At 75.4% G+C, this 19022-nt stretch carries 18 protein-coding genes; 12 read left to right on the top strand and 6 right to left on the bottom strand.

The genetic code is table 11. The features are described from left to right. Window positions 1–192 precede the first annotated feature (192 nt). Entirely contained in the window at window positions 193–756 is a 564-nt protein-coding gene (locus AB0D49_RS10480) for an XRE family transcriptional regulator (protein ID WP_362753997.1), read from the top strand. A gap of 11 nt (window positions 757–767) precedes the next feature. Further along, window positions 768–1487: a helical backbone metal receptor gene (locus AB0D49_RS10475; RefSeq protein ID WP_362753994.1), complete on the top strand. Its 720-nt coding sequence runs from the start codon at window positions 768–770 to the stop codon at window positions 1485–1487. On the opposite strand, the gene AB0D49_RS10470 is transcribed toward AB0D49_RS10475, so the two are convergent. After that, complete coding sequence (locus AB0D49_RS10470) at window positions 1435–2580, bottom strand: TDT family transporter (RefSeq protein ID WP_362753991.1); 1146 nt, start codon at window positions 2578–2580, stop codon at window positions 1435–1437. The genes AB0D49_RS10475 and AB0D49_RS10470 overlap by 53 nt on opposite strands. Before the next feature lie 70 nt (window positions 2581–2650). On the opposite strand from AB0D49_RS10470, the gene AB0D49_RS10465 reads away from it, so the two are divergent. The 3 genes from AB0D49_RS10465 to AB0D49_RS10455 all read left to right on the top strand — a co-directional run bounded on the left by AB0D49_RS10465 (window position 2651) and on the right by AB0D49_RS10455 (window position 6284). Further along, window positions 2651–3583: a LysR family transcriptional regulator gene (locus AB0D49_RS10465; protein ID WP_362753988.1), complete on the top strand. Its 933-nt coding sequence runs from the start codon at window positions 2651–2653 to the stop codon at window positions 3581–3583. Window positions 3584–3627: 44 nt separating this feature from the next. Continuing rightward, on the top strand, window positions 3628–5274 hold the full coding sequence (locus AB0D49_RS10460) for a serine/threonine-protein kinase (RefSeq protein ID WP_362753985.1): 1647 nt from the start codon (window positions 3628–3630) through the stop codon (window positions 5272–5274). 65 nt (window positions 5275–5339) lie between these two features. Continuing rightward, window positions 5340–6284 (top strand): phosphotransferase, encoded by a 945-nt coding sequence (locus AB0D49_RS10455; protein WP_362753982.1) that lies wholly within the window; start codon window positions 5340–5342, stop codon window positions 6282–6284. 277 nt (window positions 6285–6561) lie between these two features. Here the strand turns inward: AB0D49_RS10455 and AB0D49_RS10450 are convergent, their stop codons facing one another. Further along, on the bottom strand, window positions 6562–7266 hold the full coding sequence (locus AB0D49_RS10450) for a gamma-glutamyl-gamma-aminobutyrate hydrolase family protein (RefSeq protein WP_362753979.1): 705 nt from the start codon (window positions 7264–7266) through the stop codon (window positions 6562–6564). Window positions 7267–7371: 105 nt separating this feature from the next. Next, complete coding sequence (locus AB0D49_RS10445; protein ID WP_362753976.1) at window positions 7372–8106, bottom strand: FCD domain-containing protein; 735 nt, start codon at window positions 8104–8106, stop codon at window positions 7372–7374. A gap of 85 nt (window positions 8107–8191) precedes the next feature. Here AB0D49_RS10445 and AB0D49_RS10440 point away from each other — a divergent pair, with 85 nt between their 5' ends. The 4 genes from AB0D49_RS10440 to AB0D49_RS10425 are packed head-to-tail and all read left to right on the top strand — an operon-like array spanning window position 8192 to window position 12702. Then, complete coding sequence (locus AB0D49_RS10440; protein WP_362753973.1) at window positions 8192–9562, top strand: glutamine synthetase family protein; 1371 nt, start codon at window positions 8192–8194, stop codon at window positions 9560–9562. A gap of 10 nt (window positions 9563–9572) precedes the next feature. Continuing rightward, the gene (locus tag AB0D49_RS10435; protein WP_362753971.1) at window positions 9573–11015 is read left to right on the top strand and encodes an aldehyde dehydrogenase family protein; all 1443 of its coding nucleotides are present in this window, start codon (window positions 9573–9575) and stop codon (window positions 11013–11015) included. Continuing rightward, window positions 11012–11794 (top strand): 3-oxoacyl-ACP reductase, encoded by a 783-nt coding sequence (locus tag AB0D49_RS10430; RefSeq protein WP_362753967.1) that lies wholly within the window; start codon window positions 11012–11014, stop codon window positions 11792–11794. The genes AB0D49_RS10435 and AB0D49_RS10430 overlap by 4 nt, the downstream gene beginning before the upstream one ends. Window positions 11795–11841: 47 nt before the next feature. Beyond that, window positions 11842–12702: a DUF2510 domain-containing protein gene (locus tag AB0D49_RS10425; RefSeq protein WP_362754582.1), complete on the top strand. Its 861-nt coding sequence runs from the start codon at window positions 11842–11844 to the stop codon at window positions 12700–12702. Between the two features lie 13 nt (window positions 12703–12715). Here the strand turns inward: AB0D49_RS10425 and AB0D49_RS10420 are convergent, their stop codons facing one another. Further along, window positions 12716–13918, bottom strand: coding sequence for an amino acid deaminase/aldolase (locus AB0D49_RS10420; protein WP_362753965.1), 1203 nt, complete (start codon window positions 13916–13918; stop codon window positions 12716–12718). Between the two features lie 271 nt (window positions 13919–14189). On the opposite strand from AB0D49_RS10420, the gene AB0D49_RS10415 reads away from it, so the two are divergent. Next, a complete protein-coding gene (locus tag AB0D49_RS10415) occupies window positions 14190–15635 on the top strand; it encodes a hypothetical protein (protein ID WP_362753962.1) in 1446 nt (481 codons plus the stop codon). Continuing rightward, window positions 15632–16807, top strand: coding sequence for a type VII secretion-associated serine protease mycosin (mycP, locus tag AB0D49_RS10410; RefSeq protein WP_362753959.1), 1176 nt, complete (start codon window positions 15632–15634; stop codon window positions 16805–16807). Before AB0D49_RS10415 ends, mycP begins: the two co-directional genes overlap by 4 nt. Before the next feature lie 25 nt (window positions 16808–16832). Here the strand turns inward: mycP and AB0D49_RS10405 are convergent, their stop codons facing one another. After that, window positions 16833–17753, bottom strand: coding sequence for a serine hydrolase (locus AB0D49_RS10405; RefSeq protein WP_362753956.1), 921 nt, complete (start codon window positions 17751–17753; stop codon window positions 16833–16835). A gap of 154 nt (window positions 17754–17907) precedes the next feature. Between AB0D49_RS10405 and AB0D49_RS10400 the strand changes: the two genes are divergently transcribed. Further along, entirely contained in the window at window positions 17908–18654 is a 747-nt protein-coding gene (locus tag AB0D49_RS10400; protein ID WP_362753953.1) for an SseB family protein, read from the top strand. Here the strand turns inward: AB0D49_RS10400 and AB0D49_RS10395 are convergent. Next, entirely contained in the window at window positions 18645–18992 is a 348-nt protein-coding gene (locus tag AB0D49_RS10395; protein ID WP_362753951.1) for a DUF1844 domain-containing protein, read from the bottom strand. The genes AB0D49_RS10400 and AB0D49_RS10395 overlap by 10 nt on opposite strands. Window positions 18993–19022: the final 30 nt, after the last annotated feature.

Genomic DNA, 19022 nt, shown 5'->3' with positions numbered 1-19022 from the left:
CGCCGAAATGGCGTGAACCGGCGGGACGGACCTCGGACAATGTGTCGGCGACATGACGGCCGCCGGAAACGGTTTGCCGAACATGCGTAGGGTGCAGAGAACTCATCAGAGGGGAACTCGCCGGAGGACTCGTCGCAGGATGGGATGGGACCCGAGCACCCGGACCGACGCGCGAAGGAGGGAGCCGGAGCGATGGGCGATCACAAGGAACAGTCCCTGCGGGTGGGCGCGGCCGTACGGCGCCGCCGCCGGGCCCTGGATCTGACCCTCGCCGTGGTGGCCGAGCGCAGCGGTCTGTCGGTGCCCTTCCTCAGCCAGGTGGAGAACGACCGGGCGCGGCCCAGCCGCGGCTCCCTGGAGAAGGTCGCCGACGCCTTGCGCACCACTGCTGTCGAACTGCTCGCCGCCGCCGACCCCGCGTGCACGGTCGACGTGGTCCGGGCCGGGGCGGGATCGCCGACGCCGGTCCCCCGGGCGCGGTCCCTGGTCCGCGGCCACCACCAGATGCAGGCGTCCGAGTACACCGGCGACCACGAGGCGGGCCGCGAGTTCCAGCACCGTAACGACCAGTTGCTGTACGTGGCCGACGGGGCCGTCGAGATCGAGGCCGAGGGGCGGGCCTACCGGCTGGGCCGGGGCGACTCGCTGTATCTCACCGGCGGTGTCCGGCACCGGTGGCGGGCCACCGTCCCGGAGACCCGGGTCCTGGTGGTCGCCGTCGCCGAGCACATCGAGGCCGTCGAGGACCGGCCGTAGGGGCTCCCGTCGTGCGGGTCGTGTCCCTGGTGCCCTCGCTCACCGAGGCCGTCGCCGTGACCCTGCCCGGGGTCCTGGTCGGCGCCACCGACTGGTGCGCGCGTCCGGCGGACCTGACCGTGACGCGGGTCCGGGGCACCAAGAACCCCGATGTCGCACGGATCGCCGCGCTCGCCCCCGACCTGGTCGTCGCCAACGAGGAGGAGAACCGCGCCCCCGACCTCGACGCCCTGCGCGGAGCCGGGATCGAGGTCCTGGTCACGCGGGTGCGGACGGTCCCGCAGGCGTTCACCGAACTCGACCGGGTGCTCACCGCCTGCGGCGCCCGCTCCCGGCCGCGCTGGCTGGACGAGGCCGAGACCGTCTGGGCCGCGCTGCCCGCGCCGGAGCGCCGGAGCACCGCCGTGGTCCCGGTCTGGCGGCGGCCCTGGATGGTGCTGGGCCGGGACACCTTCGCCGGGGACGTCCTCGCCCGGCTCGGCGTGGACAACCTGTACGCCGACCACCCCGAGCGCTATCCGAGGATCCCGCTGCCCGCACTCCTCGCCGCCCGGCCCGACCTGGTCGCGCTGCCCGACGAGCCGTACCGCTTCACCGGCGAGGACGGCCCCGAGGCGTTCCCCGGCGTGCCCTGCGCCCTGCTCGACGGACGCCAGCTGACCTGGTACGGCCCCTCCCTCAGCGAGGCACCGCGACGGCTGGGCGCGGCGCTCGCAGCAGCGCTCCGCTGAACAGCCCCCGCGCGGTCCGTACGGTGGCGGTCAGCCAGGCCGCCACCAGCACCGCGTACAGCCCGACCGCCAGCACCTCGAAGGCGACCAGGCCGGTGTGCCGGGCCAGCGCCGCCGCGCCGGTCACACAGGTGCCCACCGGGAAGGTGAACGCCCACCATGTCAGCGTGAACCCCATCCCCAGCCGTCCCGCCCGCACCACATGGGCCGCCGCCAGGGAGAACCACAGCAGCGCGAACCCGGTCACCGGCACCCCGTACAGCACCGCGAACACCCCGAACCCGGCCGCGTACGGCTCCGGCAGGACCCCCGGGGCCGCGTCCGCGAAGTTCCCGGCGGCGGTGGTGGACTGCCCCAGCGGGCCCAGCACCAGGAACAGCGCCGGGGTCAGCGCCGGCGGCAGCGCGGCGCCGGTCAGCAGCCGGGCGAAGACCAGCGGCAGCATCAGCAGTGTCGCCAGCAGGCTCGCCCCGAACATCGCCACGCACGCCAGCAGCAGTGTCGCGCGCGGCTGGCCCGGCGGCAGATGGGGGACCAGCAGCGGGCCCAGCGCCGCCGACACCATCGGCGCCACCAGCGGCAGCAGCCACACCGGGCTGGCCTCCCGGGCCCCGGTCCGCTCCCGCACGGCCAGCAGATACGGCACGGTCACCGCCGCCGCCAGCCCGATCGCCGTACCGGCCGTGAACAGCACGGCGTCCAGCGCGACCGCCGCCGTCGTGCCGATCCAGTCCGCGCCGACCGTCAGCGCACCGCCGCCCACCGCCAGCAGGGCCATCGCGAGACAGCCGTAGAACGGGGCCATGCCCGGGTCGCGCAGATGGGCGCGGGCCTGGTCGGCGTGGTGGCGCCAGTGCAGCGCGCGGGCGGTGAGCAGGGCCAGGAGCAGCAGCAGGGACAGCGCCCACACGGCCGCGCAGACCGTACGCAGCCCGGGGACGTGGACGGGCAGCGCGGCCCCGGCGGAGGCGACGATCGCGGTGCCCATGACGGCGGCGTACCAGTTCGGTCCGAGGTGCCGGACGGCCGGGGTCCGGGGGCGGCCCGGGGTGCGGGGCGCGACAGGGGAGGGGGAGAGGACGGCGGTGACCATGGGCCCACCGTCCCGCCGGGCGGCACCGGCCACCAGAGACCCGCACCCTATGGCGGCATAAGCTGGGGTTATGAGCGGTGTGGAGGAGCGGTCCGGGCAGACGCACCGGGCGGGCGGGCTGGCCCACCGGGTGCCGGACCTCGGGGCGCTGGAGCTGCTGCTCGCGGTGGCCCGGCTCGGCAGCCTCGGCGCGGCGGCCCGGGAACTGGGCGTCAGCCAGCCCGCCGCGAGCAGCCGGCTGCGGTCCATGGAGCGCCAGCTCGGGGTGGCTCTGGTCGACCGTTCGCCGCGCGGCTCGCGGCTCACCGACGCCGGGGCGCTGGTCACCGACTGGGCGCGCCGGGTGGTGGAGGCGGCCGAGGCGTTCGACGTGGGCGCCCAGGCGCTGCGCGACCGCCGGGACTCCCGGCTGCGGGTGGCGGCGTCCATGACCATCGCCGAGTATCTGCTGCCCGGCTGGCTGCTGGCGCTGCGCTCCCAGCGGCCGGACACGGCGGTCTCGCTCCAGGCGGGCAACTCCGCGGCCGTCGCCGCCCTGCTGCTCGCCGACGAGGCCGACCTCGGGTTCGTGGAGGGGCTCACCGTCCCGGCCGGTCTCGACTCCGTGGTCATCGCCCATGACCGGCTGATCGTCGTCACCGCCCCGGGACACCCGTGGGCCCGGCGCGGCCGTCCCCTGGAGGCCGCCGAACTCGCCGCGACCCCGCTGATCCTGCGCGAACGGGGGTCCGGGACCCGGCAGGTCCTGGACAGCGCGCTCGGCGGGCTCGCCCGGCCGCTGATCGAGCTGTCCTCCACCACCGCCGTCAAGGCGGCGGCCGTCGGCGGCGCCGGGCCCTCGGTGCTCAGCGAACTCGCCGTCCGGGACGAACTCGCCCTGCGCCGCCTGGTGAGCGTGCCCGTCGAGGGCGCCGCCCTGGCCCGCGACCTGCGGGCGGTCTGGCCGACGGGACACCGCCCGGTGGGCCCGGCGAGGGACCTGCTGGCCCTGACCCGCGGTTAGCTTAGGGTGACTTGCGTACAGCAGTTCGGGGGATCGGGGGGCCGATGCGGCAGCGTAGCGATGTGTTCCAGCCACTCCAGGCGGACGATCCAGCACAGGTCGCCGGATACCGGCTGGTCGCCCGGCTCGGCGCCGGGGGCATGGGCCGGGTCTATCTGTCGCACACCCCGGGCGGACGGCCCCTCGCCCTCAAGGTGGTCCGGCCGGAACTCGCCGACGACCCCGACTTCCGGCGCCGGTTCCGCCGCGAGATCACCGCCGCCCGCCGGGTCCGCGGCGCCTACACCGCGGAACTGGTCGACGCCGACGCGGACGGCGTCCCGCCCTGGCTGGCCACCCTCTACGTCCCCGGCCCCGCCCTGTCCGAGGCGGTCCGTGACCGGGGACCGCTGTCCGTGTCCGCCGTGCTGTGGCTGACGGCCGGGATCGCCGAGGCGCTCCAGGCCATCCATGGCGCCGGGATCGTGCACCGCGACCTCAAACCGTCCAACGTGCTGCTCGCCGCCGACGGCCCGCGCGTGATCGACTTCGGTATCTCGCACGCCGCCGACGTCACCTCCCACACCGCCGCCGGGGCCACCATCGGCACACCGCAGTACATGGCCCCCGAGCAGGCCGTCGGCGGCGGCACCACGACCGCCACCGACGTCTTCGCCCTCGGCCAGACCGCCGCGTACGCCGCCCTCGGCCGACCGCTGTACGGCGACGGCCCGGCCGCCACCGTGCTCTACCGGATCGTGCACTCCCGCCCCGACCTCACCGGACTCCCCGAGGAGCTGCGCCCGCTGATCGCCCGCTGTCTCGCCGCCGACCCGGCGGAGCGGGCCACGCTCGCGGAGATCCTCGCCTGGTGCAAGGAGCGGCTGGGCGCGGACGCCCGACCGGAGGGGTGGCGGGAGAGCGTCGGACCCGAGGTGACCGTGCCGGGGGCGCCCGCGCCGGAGCCGGTCACGGAGGCACGGGACGCGCCCGCGAGGACCCTGCCGCACAGCGCCCCCCACCTCCCGCCGGTCGCCGTGACCGCCCCCGCACCGGAGCGGACCCGGATCACGCGCCGGACCTGGCTGACGCTCACCGCGGTGCTCGCGGTCCTGGTGCTGGGACTGGCCTGGACGGTACGGGACGGCTTCGGCCGGGCGGACGGCGACGGACCGTCGGCGGCGTCCCCGGCGGCGTCCTCGGCGGCGTCCTCGGGCGCCTCCCCGGCGGCGGGCGGGACGGCGGACCCGGCGGAGGGGGAGCCGCCGCCGGGGAAGGACGCCGTCCAGGGGGCGCCCACGGCGAGCCCGACGCCCAGCCCGCTGGCGTATCCGCTGATGGAGGTCGACGAGGAGCGGTCGGTGAGCCTGTCCGGGCCCTATCAGCGCGAGGACCGCCAGGGCGACCTCCGCTTCCACTGCGCGGAGATCGGCTGCGCGCTGGAGAGCGACACCAGCAGGATCGTCCAGATGGTGGGCGCCAGCGGCTCCACCCTGGACGAGTGCCGCCTGATCACGGGCGGCTCCGGTGCCCGGACCGGGAGCCATGGGCTGGCCGCCGCCGCGGCGGGCAGCGAGTTCTGCGTCCGGCACCGCGACGGGGACATCGCCCTGCTCGTCGTCCAGACGAAGTCCACCGCCCTGTGGGACACCCCGGGGATGAGCTTCCTGACCTTCGACATGACCGTCTGGCGGGACGCGGCCGAGAGCTGACCACCGGTCACCGGTCCGGCCAAAACGGTGGCGTGACCGGGGGGACGCCGGGCAGCATGCTCGGCATGATTCCGTCCGCGACCGGTGTCCGACTGCCCTGGGACGACCTTCCGCCGCACGTGCGCGCCGCCGTCGCGGACGTGCTGGGCGCCCCCGTCGTACGGGCGGAGACACAGCCCGGCGGTTTCTCGCCCGGGGTCGCCGCCCGGGTCCGTACCGCGGACGGCCGCCGCGCCTTCGTCAAGGCGGTCAGCGCCGCCCACCGGCCCGCCGCCCGGTTCCACCGCGCCGAGGCCCGCCTCACCGCCGCGCTCCCGCCCGGCGCCCCGGCACCCCGGCTGCTCGGCACGTACGACGACGGGACCTGGGTCGCCCTGATCCTGGAGGAGATAGCGGGCCGTCAGCCCGCGATCCCCTGGCGGCCCGCCGAACTGACCCGCGTCCTCGACGCCCTCACCGGCCTCGCCCGCACCCTCACCCCCGCACCGGCCGGGGCCCCGCGCGCCGCCGACGTCCTCAGCGCGGCCTACACCGGCTGGCGTGATCTGCTCGACGGCGAGGAGCCCGGCCTCGAAGGACGGCTCGACCCCTGGGTCCTGGACCGGCTGCCCGAGCTGGCCGAACTCGCCGCCCCCATCGGCCGCGCCACCGCCGGGGACACCCTCGCGCACGGCGACGTACGCGCCGACAACCTGCTGCTCACCGACGACGGCGGGGTGGTCTTCGTGGACTGGCCGCACGCGCTGCGGGCCGCCGACTGGTTCGACCTGCTGGTGATGCTGCCGTGCGTACGGGCCCAGGGCGGACCCGACCCGGAGGAGGTGTTCACCGGCCATGTCCTCGGCCGGGCCGCCGACCCCGACGCCGTCACCTGCGCGCTCGCGGGCGTCACCGGCTTCTTCCTGCGCGGTGCGCTGCGCCCGGCCCCGCCGGGCCTGCCCACCCTGCGGCCCTTCCAACGGGCCCAGGGGGAGGCGGCCCTCGCGTGGCTGAGGGGGCGGCTGGGGTAGGCGTCCGGGCGCGGGGGACGCCGTCCGCGCGTGGCTGGGGTGGGCGTCCGGGCGTGGGGGACGCCGTCTGCGCGTGGCTGGGGTAGGCGTCCGGGCGCGGGGGACGCCGTCCGCGCGTGGCTGGGGTAGGCGTCCGGGCACGGGGGGACGCCGTCCGCGCCTGGCTCAAGCGGCGGCTCCGGTAGGCGTCCCGGCGTAGAGGGACGCCCCCCTCGCGTGGCTCAGGGAGTTGCTCCGGTAGGCGTCCGGCCGCAGGGAGAGGCCGCCCGCGCCTCGCTCAGGCAGCGGCTCCGACAGCCGTCGCCCGCTCCACCAGCGCCCGCATCACCCGCAGGTCCGAGCCCATCTCCGGATGCCACTGCACCCCCAGCACCCAGCCCTCGGCGCCGGGCAGCTCCACGGCCTCGACCGTGCCGTCCGGCGTGTGCGCGGACGGCACCAGACCCGCGCCCAGCACGTCCACCGCCTGGTGGTGATGGGTGGGCACCTCGGTCCGCTCCGGGACGATCGACGCGTACCGCGTGCCCGGCACCGGCTCGACCGGGTGCGTCCCGAAGGTGCCGGGCGGCGCCGAGTGGCCGTCGAGATGCTGGACGAGCGTGCCGCCGACGGCCACGTTCAGCAGCTGCATACCCCGGCAGATCGCCAGCAGCGGCACCCCGGCGGCCAGCGCCGCCTCGATCAGCGCCAGCTCCCAGGCGTCCCGTTCCGGCGCCTCCGGCCCCGTACGGGGATCGCGGTCGGCGCCGTAGCGGGCCGGGTCGACGTCGGGGCCGCCCGCGATCACCAGACCGTCCAGCCGGGCCACCGTCGCGGCGGCATACCCGGGGTCGTCCGGGGGCAGCATCGCGGCGAGACCGCCCGCCCGCTGGATCAGCCGCGGATACCCGGCGTGCAGCAGCGCCGCCGCCACCGCCCACTCCCCCCAGCGCACCTCCGACTCCAGATAGGTGCTGACGCCGATCAACGGCCTCCAGGTCATCCGTCCTCCCACCGCCTCCGGCGTCCGCAACGGTCCGCCCGCATACCTTTACGCCGACTACGCCCCATACCTATGCCGCGACCCGCTCCCAAGGCAAGGCCGCCGTCAGGCCAGGAACCCCCGCAGCAGCGCCGCCGTGCCCGCGCAGTGCTCCCGCATGATCTCCCGCGCCGCGTCCGCGTCCGCGTCGAGCACCGCCTCGACCACCGCCGCGTGCTGCCGCTGGGAGTGCTCCAGATTGCGCACCAGCAGCGGGATGCAGTCCAGCAGCTCGTTCACGCCCGCCCGGACCGCCGCGTACCGCACGGCCAGCGACGGCGACCCGGACAGCTCCGCGAGCGTCAGATGGAACCGGGTGTCCAGCCGCCGGTACTCGGCCAGCGGCGCGTCCCGGGTGTCCGCCAGCGCCGCGCGCAGCCGGTCGGCGCCCGTGTCCGGCAGGCCGTGCGCCGCGCACAGCCCGGCCGCGCCCACCTCCAGCACCTCCCGGAAGCGCAGCACGTCCTCGATGTCCACCGCGGCGATCCGCCGCCGCAGCTCGTCCTCGCCCCCGGCGTCCGCGCGGGCCCGCACGAACGTGCCGCCGTAGCGCCCGCGCCGGGACTCGATCAGCCCCTGGTCCTGGAGCACCTTCAGGACCTCCCGCAGCGTCACCCGGCTGATCCCCAGCCGCTCCGCCAGCTCCCGCTCGGCCGGCAGCCGCCCCCCGTCCGGCACCAGTCCGAGCCGTACGACCTGGAGGATCTGCTCCAGCGCCTCCTCGAAACCGTTGCCCGCCCGCACCGGCCGCAGCACCGGCGTCAACCGGTCCGCGGCCGGGTCCGCCCGATTCACCGGCATACGGCCGTGCCCCCTTCCCAAGCAATGGTCTGCGGCCATACCTTAAGGCTTCCGACGGCTCCCAAAGCCTCAAGGAGGCCCATCCGTGGCAGAGCGCACACCCCCCCTCGGCATCGAGGAACTGCACGCCCTCGTCGCGGCGGGTGATGTCGACACCGTGGTCCTCGCCTTCCCCGACATGCAGGGACGCCTCCAGGGCAAGCGGTTCGCGGCCCGCTTCTTCCTCGACCAGGTCCTCCACCACGGCACCGAGGGCTGCAACTACCTGCTCGCCGTCGACGCCGACATGAACACCGTCGACGGCTACGCGATGTCGTCCTGGGACCGCGGCTACGGCGACTTCGCCATGTATCCCGACCTGGAGACCCTGCGCCGGGTGCCGTGGAACGAGGGCACCGCCATGGTCACCGCCGACCTCGCCTGGGCCGACGGCACCCCGGTCGCCGCCGCCCCCCGGCAGATCCTGCGCCGCCAGCTCGACCGGCTCGCCGCCCGCGGACTGACCGCCCAGGTCGGCACCGAGCTGGAGTTCATCGTCTTCAAGGACACCTACGAGGCCGCCTGGGACGCCGACTACCGCGGACTCACCCCGGCCAACCAGTACAACATCGACTACTCCGTGCTCGGCACCGGCCGGATCGAACCCCTGCTGCGCCGCATCCGCAACGAGATGGCCGCCGCCGGACTCACCGTCGAGTCCGCCAAGGGCGAGTGCAACCCCGGCCAGCACGAGATCGCGTTCCGCTACGACGACGCCCTCGTCACCTGCGACCAGCACACGGTCTACAAGACCGGCGCCAAGGAGATCGCCGCCCAGGAGGGCGTCTCCCTCACCTTCATGGCCAAGTTCAACGAGCGTGAGGGCAACTCCTGCCACATCCATCTCTCCCTCACCGACCCCACCGGCGCCAATGTGATGCCCGGCGGCCCCGCCGACCCCGACGGCATGTCCGAGACCATGCGGTACTTCCTCGCCGGACAGCTCGCCGCCCTGCGCGAGTTCGCCCTGCTGTACGCGCCGAACATCAACTCGTACAAGCGCTTCCAGCCCGGCTCCTTCGCGCCCACCGCCGTCGCCTGGGGCCACGACAACCGGACCTGCGCGCTGCGGGTCGTCGGCCACGGCGGCTCCACCCGCTTCGAGAACCGGCTCCCCGGCGGGGACGTCAACCCCTATCTCGCCGTCGCCGGGATGGTCGCCGCCGGACTGCACGGCATCGAGCAGCGCCTCGAACTCCCCGACGGCTGCCCCGGCAACGCCTACACCGCCGACTACGCCCACGTCCCCACCACCCTGCGCGAGGCCGCCGCCCTGTGGGAGGACAGCGACCTCGCCCGGACCGCCTTCGGCGACGAGGTCGTCGCCCACTACCGCAACATGGCCCGCGTCGAACTCGACGCCTTCGACGCCGCCGTCACCGACTGGGAGCGCCGCCGCTCCTTCGAACGCATGTGAGGCCCCCGCAGTGACCCCCGCACCCCCGCCCAGCACCCCCCACACCCTCGACCCCGACACCCTCGGCCCCGACACCCTCCAGGTCCTCGACCCCGCCACCGAGCGCGTCCTCGCGACCGTCCCCGCCGCCACCGCCGCCGACGTCCACACCGCCGTCGTACGGGCCACCCGCGCCCAGGCCCGCTGGGCGGCGCTCGCCCCCGGCGACCGGGCCCGGCTGCTGCGCCGGTTCGCCGCCGCCGTCGACGCCCGGACCGAGGAACTCGCCCTGCTGGAGGTCCACGAGGCCGGACACGTCATCGGCAACGCCCGCTGGGAGGCGGGCAACGTCCGCGATCTGCTCGACTACGCGGCCGGCGGCGTGGAACGCCTGACCGGCCGCCAGATCCCGGTCGCCGGCGGCCTGGACATCACCCTCCTCGAACCCCTCGGCGTGGTCGGTGTCATCGCCCCCTGGAACTTCCCCCTGCCGATCGCCGCCTGGGGCACCGCCCCCGCCCTCGCCGCGGGCAACGCCGTCATCCTCAAACCCGCCGAGACCACCCCCCTCACCGCGCTGCGGCTCGCCGAGATCGCCCTGGAGGCGGGCCTGCCCGAACACCTCCTCCAGGTGCTGCCCGGCCGCGGCCCGGTCGCCGGGAACGCCCTGGTCGAACACCCCGGCGTCGCCAAGATCGTGTTCACCGGCTCCGCCGCCGTCGGCCGCCAGGTCCTCGCCAAGGGCGCCGCCCTGCTCAAACGCGTCACCCTCGAACTCGGCGGCAAGAGCCCCAACATCGTCTTCGCCGACGCCGACCTGGAGGCCGCCGCCGCGGCCACCCCCATGTCCTTCCTCGACAACTCCGGCCAGGACTGCTGCGCCCGCACCCGCATCCTCGTCCAGCGCCCGGTGTACGACCGCTTCCTCGACCTGCTCACCCCCGCGATCGAGTCCGTCGTCGTCGGCGACCCGGCCGACCCCGGCACCGACATGGGCCCGCTGATCTCCCGCGCCCAGCTCGACCGGGTCCGCTCCTACGTCGGCCCCAACCTGCCCGGCATCCGCGGCAAGGCCCCCGAGGGCCCCGGCTTCTGGTTCCCGCCCACCGTCCTGACCGGCGTCGACCCGACCGCCCGGGTCGCCGTCGAGGAGGTCTTCGGCCCCGTCGCCGTCGTCCTGCCCTTCGACGACGAGGCCGACGCGATCCGGCTCGCCAACGCCACCGAGTACGGCCTGTCCGGCTCGATCTGGACCCGGGACGTGGGCCGCGCCCTGCGCGTCTCCCAGGCCGTCCGCGCCGGGAACCTGTCCGTCAACTCGCACTCCAGCGTCCGCTACTGGACCCCCTTCGGCGGCTTCAAGCAGTCGGGGCTCGGCCGCGAACTCGGCCCGGACGCCCTCACCGCCTTCACCGAGACCAAGAACGTCTTCATCAGCGACAGCCGCACCAGCACGGAGGGCCCCGCACAGTGACCGAAGAGACCATCTGCCGCCGCCTCGTCGGCCGCACGGCCGTGATCACCGGAGCCGGCAGCGGCATCGGCCTCGCCACCGCCCGCCGCCTCGCCGCCGAAGGCGCCCATGTCGTCTGCGCCGACATCGACGAGACCAGCGGCAAGGCCGCCGCCGAAGCGGTCGGCGGCCTCTTCGTCCAGGTCGACGTCACCGACGCCGACCAGGTCGAGGCCCTGTTCCGGACCGCGTACGACACCTACGGCAGCGTCGACATCGCCTTCAACAACGCCGGGATCTCCCCGCCCGACGACGACTCCATCCTGGACACCGGCCTGGACGCCTGGAAGCGGGTCCAGGAGGTCAACCTCACCTCCGTCTACCTGTGCTGCAAGGCCGCCCTGCCCTACATGCGGCGCCAGGGCCGCGGCTCCATCATCAACACCGCCTCCTTCGTGGCCCGGATGGGCGCGGCGACCTCCCAGATCTCCTACACCGCCTCCAAGGGCGGCGTCCTCGCCATGTCCCGTGAACTCGGCGTCCAGTTCGCCCGCGAGGGCATCCGGGTCAACGCCCTGTGCCCCGGCCCGGTCAACACCCCCCTGCTCCAGGAGCTGTTCGCCAAGGACCCCGAGCGGGCCGCGCGCCGCCTGGTGCACATCCCGGTCGGCCGGTTCGCCGAGGCCGACGAGATCGCCGCCGCCGTCGCCTTCCTGGCCAGCGACGACTCCTCGTTCGTCAACGCCACCGACTTCCTGGTGGACGGCGGGATCTCCGGGGCGTACGTCACACCGCTGTAGCCGTCCTGCCGCGCGGCCGACGGCCGTCCTACAGTGCCGGGGTGAGCATCGAGCCGCCGCCCGGCTGGTACCGCGACCCGTCGGCCCCGCACCTCGAACGGTGGTGGGACGGCACGGCCTGGACCGACCACTGGCGCGCCGCGCCCCCCGAGGCGATACCCGGCCACACGCCCCCCGGCGGCCACGGCCCCGCCGACTCCGCACGGGCCAGGGCCATCGCGATGACCGTGGCGGGCGCGGTCCTGGTCACCGCCGTCGTCACCGGCGCGATCCTCCTGCTCGACGGCGCCCCCGACCCGACCGGCCCCCAGGCCCGCCCCGCGCCCACGGCGCCCCTCAGCGTCGAGCCGCCCTCCACCCCCACCGGGGACCCGGACGTCGTCGTCGACCACCTCAACGGGCTCACCTTCCCGGTCCTGGACGGCTGGGAGCCCGCCGACGACGCCCTGCCCGAGAACTCCGTGCTGCGCACCGGCTCCACCTACGACTGCCCCGGCCAGGGCGTCCTGTGCCGCCACGGCTGGGTGTTCTCCCAGACGGTCACCGAGAACGACGAGACCTCCCCGGAGGCGCTCGCCCGCGCCGACATCGGCGCGGCGGCCGACGCCGCCTACGACCGCGACGAACTCGACCGCCGCCCCTACGGCGGCATCGAGTCCCACACCGAGATCGCCGCCGGACCGGTCACGGTCGCCGGCCGCGCCGGGTACTACGTGCGCTGGCGGGTACGGACCGCCCTCGGCCCCGGCGGCTACGTCCAGTCCCTCGCCTTCCCGTCGAGCACCGGCACCCGCGCCCCGGTCCTCGTCCGGTACGTCGTCGACGCGGGCGCGGACGCGCCGCCGCTCGGCGACCTGGACCGGATCACCGAGGGCATCCGCCCGCTCGGCGCCCCGGCCCCGGACTGACCCCGGCCCCGGATCAGAGGAACGTGAGGCCCTCGCCCCGGTACGTCGGCACGGTCGCCGTCACCCGGTCGCCCGACAGCAGGTGCAGCGCGTCGAACCGCTCGCACACCTCACCCGCCTTGGCGTGCCGGAACCACACCCGGTCGCCGATCAGCAGATCGTCCGCCGGGGAGCCCAGCAGCGGGGTCTGCACCTCGCCGGGCCCCTCCTGGGCGTCGTAGCGCAGCCCCGGCGGCAGATACGGCACCGGGAGCCGGTCCCGCCCGGCCACGCCCGACGCCGGATAGCCGCCACCGAGGACGGTCACCACACCGACCCCGGGGCGGCGCACCACGGGCAGCGCGAACAGCGCGGCGGGACGCCCGCTGAACGAGGTGTAGTTGTCGAACAGATGCGGCACATACAGCCCCGACCCGGCCGCGATCTCCGTGACCGCGTCCTCCGCCGCCGTGTACTGGACGCTGCCGGTGCCACCGCCGTTGACGAACTCCAGGTCCGGCACCACCGCGCGGACCGCGCGCACCACCGCGGCCCGCCGCTCGGCCAGCTCCCGGCGGGCGGTCGCCTGCATCAGCCGTACCGCGCGCGAGCGCACCGGCCGCCCGGCGACGGCGTCGCCGACCCCGGCCACATGGCCCTCGTACCCCATGATGCCGACGACCTTGAAGCCCGGCCGCCGGGTCACCGCGCGGGCCAGGTCGGCGACTTGGGCGGGGGAGTGCAGCGGGGAGCGCAGGGCGCCGATCCGGACCCGGCCGCCGAGCAGCCTGAGCGAGGTGTCCAACTCCAGGCAGACCCGCACCACTTCCCGACCGCCGTCACGCGCCGCGTCGATCAGATCGAGCTGCGCGGTGTCGTCCACCATCACGGTGACGGCCGCCGCCAGCTTCGGGTCACCCGCCAGCTCGGCGTACCCCGCCCGGTCCGCCGACGGGTACGCCAGCAGCACGTCCTCGAACCCGGAACGGGCCAGCCACAGCGACTCGGCGAGGGTGAACGACATGATCCCCGCGAACCCGTCCCGGGCCAGCACCCGTTCGAGCAGCGCCCGGCAGCGCACGGACTTGCTGGCCACCCGGACCGGTTTCCCGCCCGCCCGGCGCAGGACGTCACCCGCGTTGGCGTCGAAGGCGTCCAGGTCCACCATCGCGAACGGGGCGTCCAGATGTGCGGTGGCCCGGTCGTAGCGGGCCCGGTCGGCGGCGCGTGCGGTCATGACCGAAGCCTGCCAGACGCGATTACCCGAGGGTAGGGGGACGTTCCGGGCAGATGCCCCGGGGTCGCGGACTGGTTCCCGTTCGAGCCGGATCAGCCCGTAGAGTGACGCGCACGCACGGGGTACGCGCCCGCCCGGGGATGCCGTCCCCGTCGTACGGGTATGCGTGCCCGCGGAGGACCGTACGGGCACGCGCGTACGACCCCGGCCCGGACGCACACCGTCCGCGCACGTGGGAGCGGGCCCAGGGACACCAGGAAACGGGGGGTGCATGAGCACGGAGGCGCAACGCCCGCCGCTCCCCCCACGCCCCTCCGTCCCCCCGCACCCCACCCGTCCGCCGACCGCCGCCGCGCCCCCCGACCCGGACCCCGCGGATTCGAACACCCCGACCCCCCGGACCCCTTCCCTCTGGGAACGCCCGTCCCGCCCCACCCCACCGACACTGGAACCGGCCACACCGGAAGCGGACGCCCAGGACACCCCGGACATCCAGGACGCCCCGGAAGCCGAGCCCGCCCCGATCGGTTCGGCCACCTCGGTCGCCACCTCCGCCACCTCCTCCGCTACGTCCGCCTCGGACGACGACTCGGAGCCCGGCACCGCCCCCTCCCCGGCACCGGCCCCGCCCCCACCCCCCGCCTCCGCCCGCTTCCCGGACACCGCCCCCACCGCCGGACGCCCCCCGCGCCGCCCCCACATCCCGCCCGAGACCCCCGGCGAACGCACCCGCCGCCTCCGCCCCGTCCCGGCACCCGACGGCCACCACCCCGCGTCCCACCCCCCGTTCCACCCCGCGCCCCACCGCCCGTACCCGCCGACCGTCCCCCCGCCGCGCCCCGCCCAGCCCCCCGGGCCCGACCCCGCCCGCTCCTGGAGCGCGCTGGGCGGGGACCGGCCGATGGTCAGCTTCGGCCGCCCCGAGGGCTACGACGCCGACGCCCGCCCCCGCCCGCTGGGCCGCAGGCTGCGGGGCCGCACCCTCGCCGCCGCGTCCTGCGTGGTGCTCGGCCTCGGACTGATCGGCGGCGCGCTCACCGGCAGTTGGCTGGCCGAGGACTCGGCGGCGGCCCGCGAACGGGACGCCTACGCGACCGCCGGGGACATGTGGCACAGCGTCCCCGTCGACCGGCTCTTCCCGCCCGCCGTCGACGGCAAGGGCGCCGGCCCCGGCGGCGCCGACCGCACCTGGACCCGGGTCGCCGTCGCCCCGGACGGCGGCTGCGCCGACGCCTTCGACCCGCTGCTGCGGGGCGCCCTCGCCCCCGTCGGCTGCGCACGTCTGCTGCGCGCCACCTACACCGACGCCACCCAGAGCTTCGTCACCACCGTCGGCCTCCTCTTCACCGGCGCCGACGCCACGGCGATGCGCGCACTGGCCCAGCGGTTCGAGGACGAGGGCCTGGCGCGCCGCGACGACCTCATGCCCCGCCCGTACGCCGCCAAGGACACCGTCGCCGCCGGGTTCGGCGACGCCCAGCGCGCCTCCTGGACCGTGCACGTCCTCACCGACGCCCCGGTGGTCGTCTACTCCGTCAGCGGCTGGACCGACGACCGCGCGGTCGACACCCCGCAGCCCGCCGCCGACGCGGTGCGCGCCGACGCCGCCACCGACCCCGCCCAGGCGGGCCTCGGCCATGAGGCCAAGGGTCTCGCCGACCGGATCGAACGCGCCCTGCGCAAGACCGCCACCTCCCCCACGGAGCAGCCGTCATGACCCGCCGTACGACCGGCCGGGCCGCCCTGACCGCCGTCCTCACCGCCGTCACGGTCACCCTGGTGCCGCCCACCGCCGCGCACGCCGACAGCATCCGCGCCCAGCAGTGGGCCCTGGAGGCCATGCACACCGAGGAGGCGTGGCGCACCACCAAGGGCGAGGGCATCACCGTCGCCGTCCTGGACACCGGCGTCGACGCCGACCACCCCGACCTGGCCGGCAACGTCCTGCCCGGCAAGGACATGGTCGGCTTCGGCGCCGAGCGGGGCGACCGCGCCTGGGCCCGGCACGGCACCGCGATGGCCGGGATCATCGCCGGACACGGCCATGGCTACGAGGGCGAGGACGGCGTCCTCGGGATCGCGCCCGCCGCCAAGATCCTCCCGGTCCGGGTCATCCTGGAGGACGGCGACACCTCCCGCGCCGAGGCCCGCAAGACCCGCGGCAACGCGCTCGCCGAGGGCATCCGCTGGGCCGCCGACCAGGGCGCCGACGTCATCAACCTGTCCCTCGGCGACGACTCGGCCTCCGCCCACCCCGAACCCGCCGAGGACGAGGCCGTGCAGTACGCCCTGACGAAGGGCTCGGTCGTCGTCGCCTCGGCCGGGAACGGCGGCGAGAAGGGCGACCACATCTCCTACCCGGCCGCCTACCCCGGCGTGATAGCGGCGACCGCCGTCGACAAGTACGGCACCCGCGCCTCCTTCTCCACGCGCCGCTGGTACGCCACGGTCAGCGCGCCCGGCGTCGACGTGGTCATCGCCGACCCCGACGGCAAGTACTACGAGGGCTGGGGCACCAGTGCCGCCGCCGCGTTCGTGTCCGGCGCGGTCGCCCTGGTCGAGGCCGCCCACCCGGGCCTCACCCCGGCCCAGATCAAGAAGCTGCTGGAGGACACCGCCCGCAACGCCCCCGTCGACGGCCGGGACGACTCGCGCGGCTTCGGCTTCGTCGACCCGGCGGCGGCGATCACCGAGGCCGCCGCGCTCACCCCGGGCGACCTCACGGCGGCGGCCTACGGCGCGGAGTACTTCGGCCCCGGGCCCGACCGCCCCGACGACTCCTCCACCACCGGCGGCTGGGCGACCCCGCTGGCCGTCGGCACGGGCACGGCCCTGCTGGCGGCGGCGGTCGTCATCTGGCGCCGCGGCCGGGAGTACGACACCTTCTGAGTCCTACCTGAGTCCTACCTGAGTCCTACGCGGGCGTGCCCGCGAACACCGACACCGCGGCCCGTGCCGCCTTCTCCACCACCGAGATCCCCGCCTGCTGCGACACGTTCCCGTCCGACAGCACGGCCACCAGGTACTCCCGCCCGTCCACGGTCACCCGCCCCACGCTGTTGATGTCCCACAGCCCGGTCGCGGACCGCGGCAGCCAGCCGTTCTTCAGCGCCCAGGCGTCCCCGTCGGCCACCGCCGACACCCCCCAGTGCTGCCCCGCCGCTATCCCCTCCATCAGCCCGCGCACATACGCCCGCGCGTCCGCGCCGAGCAGCGAGCCGCTCCCGAACACCTGCTCCAGCAGCACCAGCTGATCGGCCGCCGTCGTCTGGGTCAGCCCCCACGATTCACCGCCGCGCGTGTCCGTCAGCCCGAACCGCGCGTTGCCCGCGTCCAGCGCCGCCGCGCCCCCGATGGTGTCCCACAGCGCCGAGGCGGACGCGTTGTCGCTCCACTTGATCATCGCCGTCGCGTACGCCTTCTCCGCCGCCGTCAGCTCCCGCCCCGCGTCCTGCGCCTGGAGCAGCAGCACCGCCAGGATGTCCACCTTCACGATGCTCGCGGTGTCGAACCCGGTGCCGTCGCCGTAGACCGCGCGGTCGCCGCCCGCCATGTCCAGCACCGCCACCGAGACCCGGGCCTTCCCCCCGACCGGCACCCCGGCCATCGCGGTGGCCAGCAGCGCGTCATGGTCGACCGCGGGCTTCGACACCACCGCCTCCACCGTCCCCTTGCTCGCCGCCGGGATCGACGGGGTCGTGGCCGAGAATACGGGCCGGGCGGCGGGGGCGGGGTCGGCCAGCGCGTGCGCCATGCCCGCCGCCGTACCGGCCGCCACCACGGCCGTGGCGAGAGCGGCGCCGAGCACGGCAAGTCGGTCTCGTCGGGATTTCATGCCGCGATGCTGCGGGCGGCGACTGTGCGGCCTGTGAAGCCCGGGTGAAAGTATTCTCAGCGTTTCGTGAGATTTCCCTGAGACCGCACACCGGGCGGGCCGCCCCGACGCCCCCGCCCCGCGCCTCCCGCACCGCCGGGAATAGGGTCGGGGCGTGGCGAACAAGAACATTCCCGACCCCGGCTTCTCCGACGACGACGGCTCCGCCGACCCCCGGCTGAGCGCGGCGCTCGCGGCCTGGGCGGGGGACCGGACCGCCGTCGCCCCGGTGCTGTCCGCCCTCAAGGGCGCGCGGCTGCTGGTCCCTGTAGTCGCCGTGCTTGGGGAGGTCGAGGAGGACGAGAACGGGCTGCGCCGGGAGAAGACCAGCGACATGGCCGTGCCGACCCTCAAGGCCGGTGGCCGGACCGCGCTGCCCGCCTTCACCTCCACCGCGTCGCTGGCCCGCTGGGACCCGGCGGCCCGCCCCGTCGCCGTACCGCTGCACCAGGCGCTTCAGGCGGCGGCGCACGAGAAGGCGGACACGGTGGTGCTGGATCTGGCCGGGCCGGTGCCCTTCGAGCTGACCGGACGGGCGCTGCTGGCCCTCGCGGAGGGCCGGACCAGTGTCGACCCGCTCGCCGACCCGGCCGTCACGGACGCGGTCCGGGCCGCGGTCGCCGCCGAGCCGGACGTCGTCCGGGCCTACCTCGGTCCCGGCACGGCCGACGGGACGCTGGCCCTGGTGCTCGACCCCGCCGCCGACCCCGCCGAGACGGCACGGGCCGTCGCCGGACGGCTGGCGGCGGACGACACACTGAGGGCCCGCCTGGTGCGCGGTCTCGACCTGGCACTGCTGCCGGCCGGGACGCCGTCACCGGGCGAGCCCCTGTATGTACGGGAGGGCGTGGGTCAGCCGTAGACCGGGCCCGTGTACTTCTCGCCCGGACCCTGGCCCGGCGCGTCCTGCACCACGGACGCCTCGCGGAAGGCGAGCTGGAGCGACTTCAGCCCGTCGCGCAGCGGGGCCGCGTGGAAGGAGCTGATCTCGGTGGCGCTGCCGTCCATCAGACCCGCCAGGGCGTGGATCAGCTTGCGGGCCTCGTCCAGGTCCTTGTGCTTGTCGCCCTCCTCCGTGAGGCCGAGCTTCACGGCGGCGGCGCTCATCAGATTGACCGCGACGGTCACGATCACCTCGACCGCCGGGACCTCGGCGATGTCCCGGGTCATCTCTTCGAAGTCGGGCGTGTCTTCACTCATGGCGTTCACCTTAGGGGCACCGCGGGACAC

Source organism: Streptomyces sp. NPDC048290 (genome assembly GCF_040652095.1).
Lineage (GTDB): Bacteria > Actinomycetota > Actinomycetes > Streptomycetales > Streptomycetaceae > Streptomyces.
This window is presented reverse-complemented; position numbering and strand designations above follow the sequence as displayed.

Excerpts from the sequence above, each read along its gene's own strand:
- mycP (WP_362753959.1), top strand. The coding sequence starts at position 15,632 with ATGACCCGCCGTACGACCGGCCGGGCCGCCCTGACCGCCGTCCTCACC.
- AB0D49_RS10420 (WP_362753965.1), bottom strand. The coding sequence starts at position 13,918 with ATGACCGCACGCGCCGCCGACCGGGCCCGCTACGACCGGGCCACCGCA.
- AB0D49_RS10480 (WP_362753997.1), top strand. The coding sequence starts at position 193 with ATGGGCGATCACAAGGAACAGTCCCTGCGGGTGGGCGCGGCCGTACGG.
- AB0D49_RS10460 (WP_362753985.1), top strand. The coding sequence starts at position 3,628 with ATGCGGCAGCGTAGCGATGTGTTCCAGCCACTCCAGGCGGACGATCCA.
- AB0D49_RS10445 (WP_362753976.1), bottom strand. The coding sequence starts at position 8,106 with ATGCCGGTGAATCGGGCGGACCCGGCCGCGGACCGGTTGACGCCGGTG.
- AB0D49_RS10395 (WP_362753951.1), bottom strand. The coding sequence starts at position 18,992 with ATGAGTGAAGACACGCCCGACTTCGAAGAGATGACCCGGGACATCGCC.
- AB0D49_RS10470 (WP_362753991.1), bottom strand. The coding sequence starts at position 2,580 with ATGGTCACCGCCGTCCTCTCCCCCTCCCCTGTCGCGCCCCGCACCCCG.
- AB0D49_RS10415 (WP_362753962.1), top strand. The coding sequence starts at position 14,190 with ATGAGCACGGAGGCGCAACGCCCGCCGCTCCCCCCACGCCCCTCCGTC.
- AB0D49_RS10405 (WP_362753956.1), bottom strand. The coding sequence starts at position 17,753 with ATGAAATCCCGACGAGACCGACTTGCCGTGCTCGGCGCCGCTCTCGCC.
- AB0D49_RS10450 (WP_362753979.1), bottom strand. The coding sequence starts at position 7,266 with ATGACCTGGAGGCCGTTGATCGGCGTCAGCACCTATCTGGAGTCGGAG.
- AB0D49_RS10455 (WP_362753982.1), top strand. The coding sequence starts at position 5,340 with ATGATTCCGTCCGCGACCGGTGTCCGACTGCCCTGGGACGACCTTCCG.
- AB0D49_RS10465 (WP_362753988.1), top strand. The coding sequence starts at position 2,651 with ATGAGCGGTGTGGAGGAGCGGTCCGGGCAGACGCACCGGGCGGGCGGG.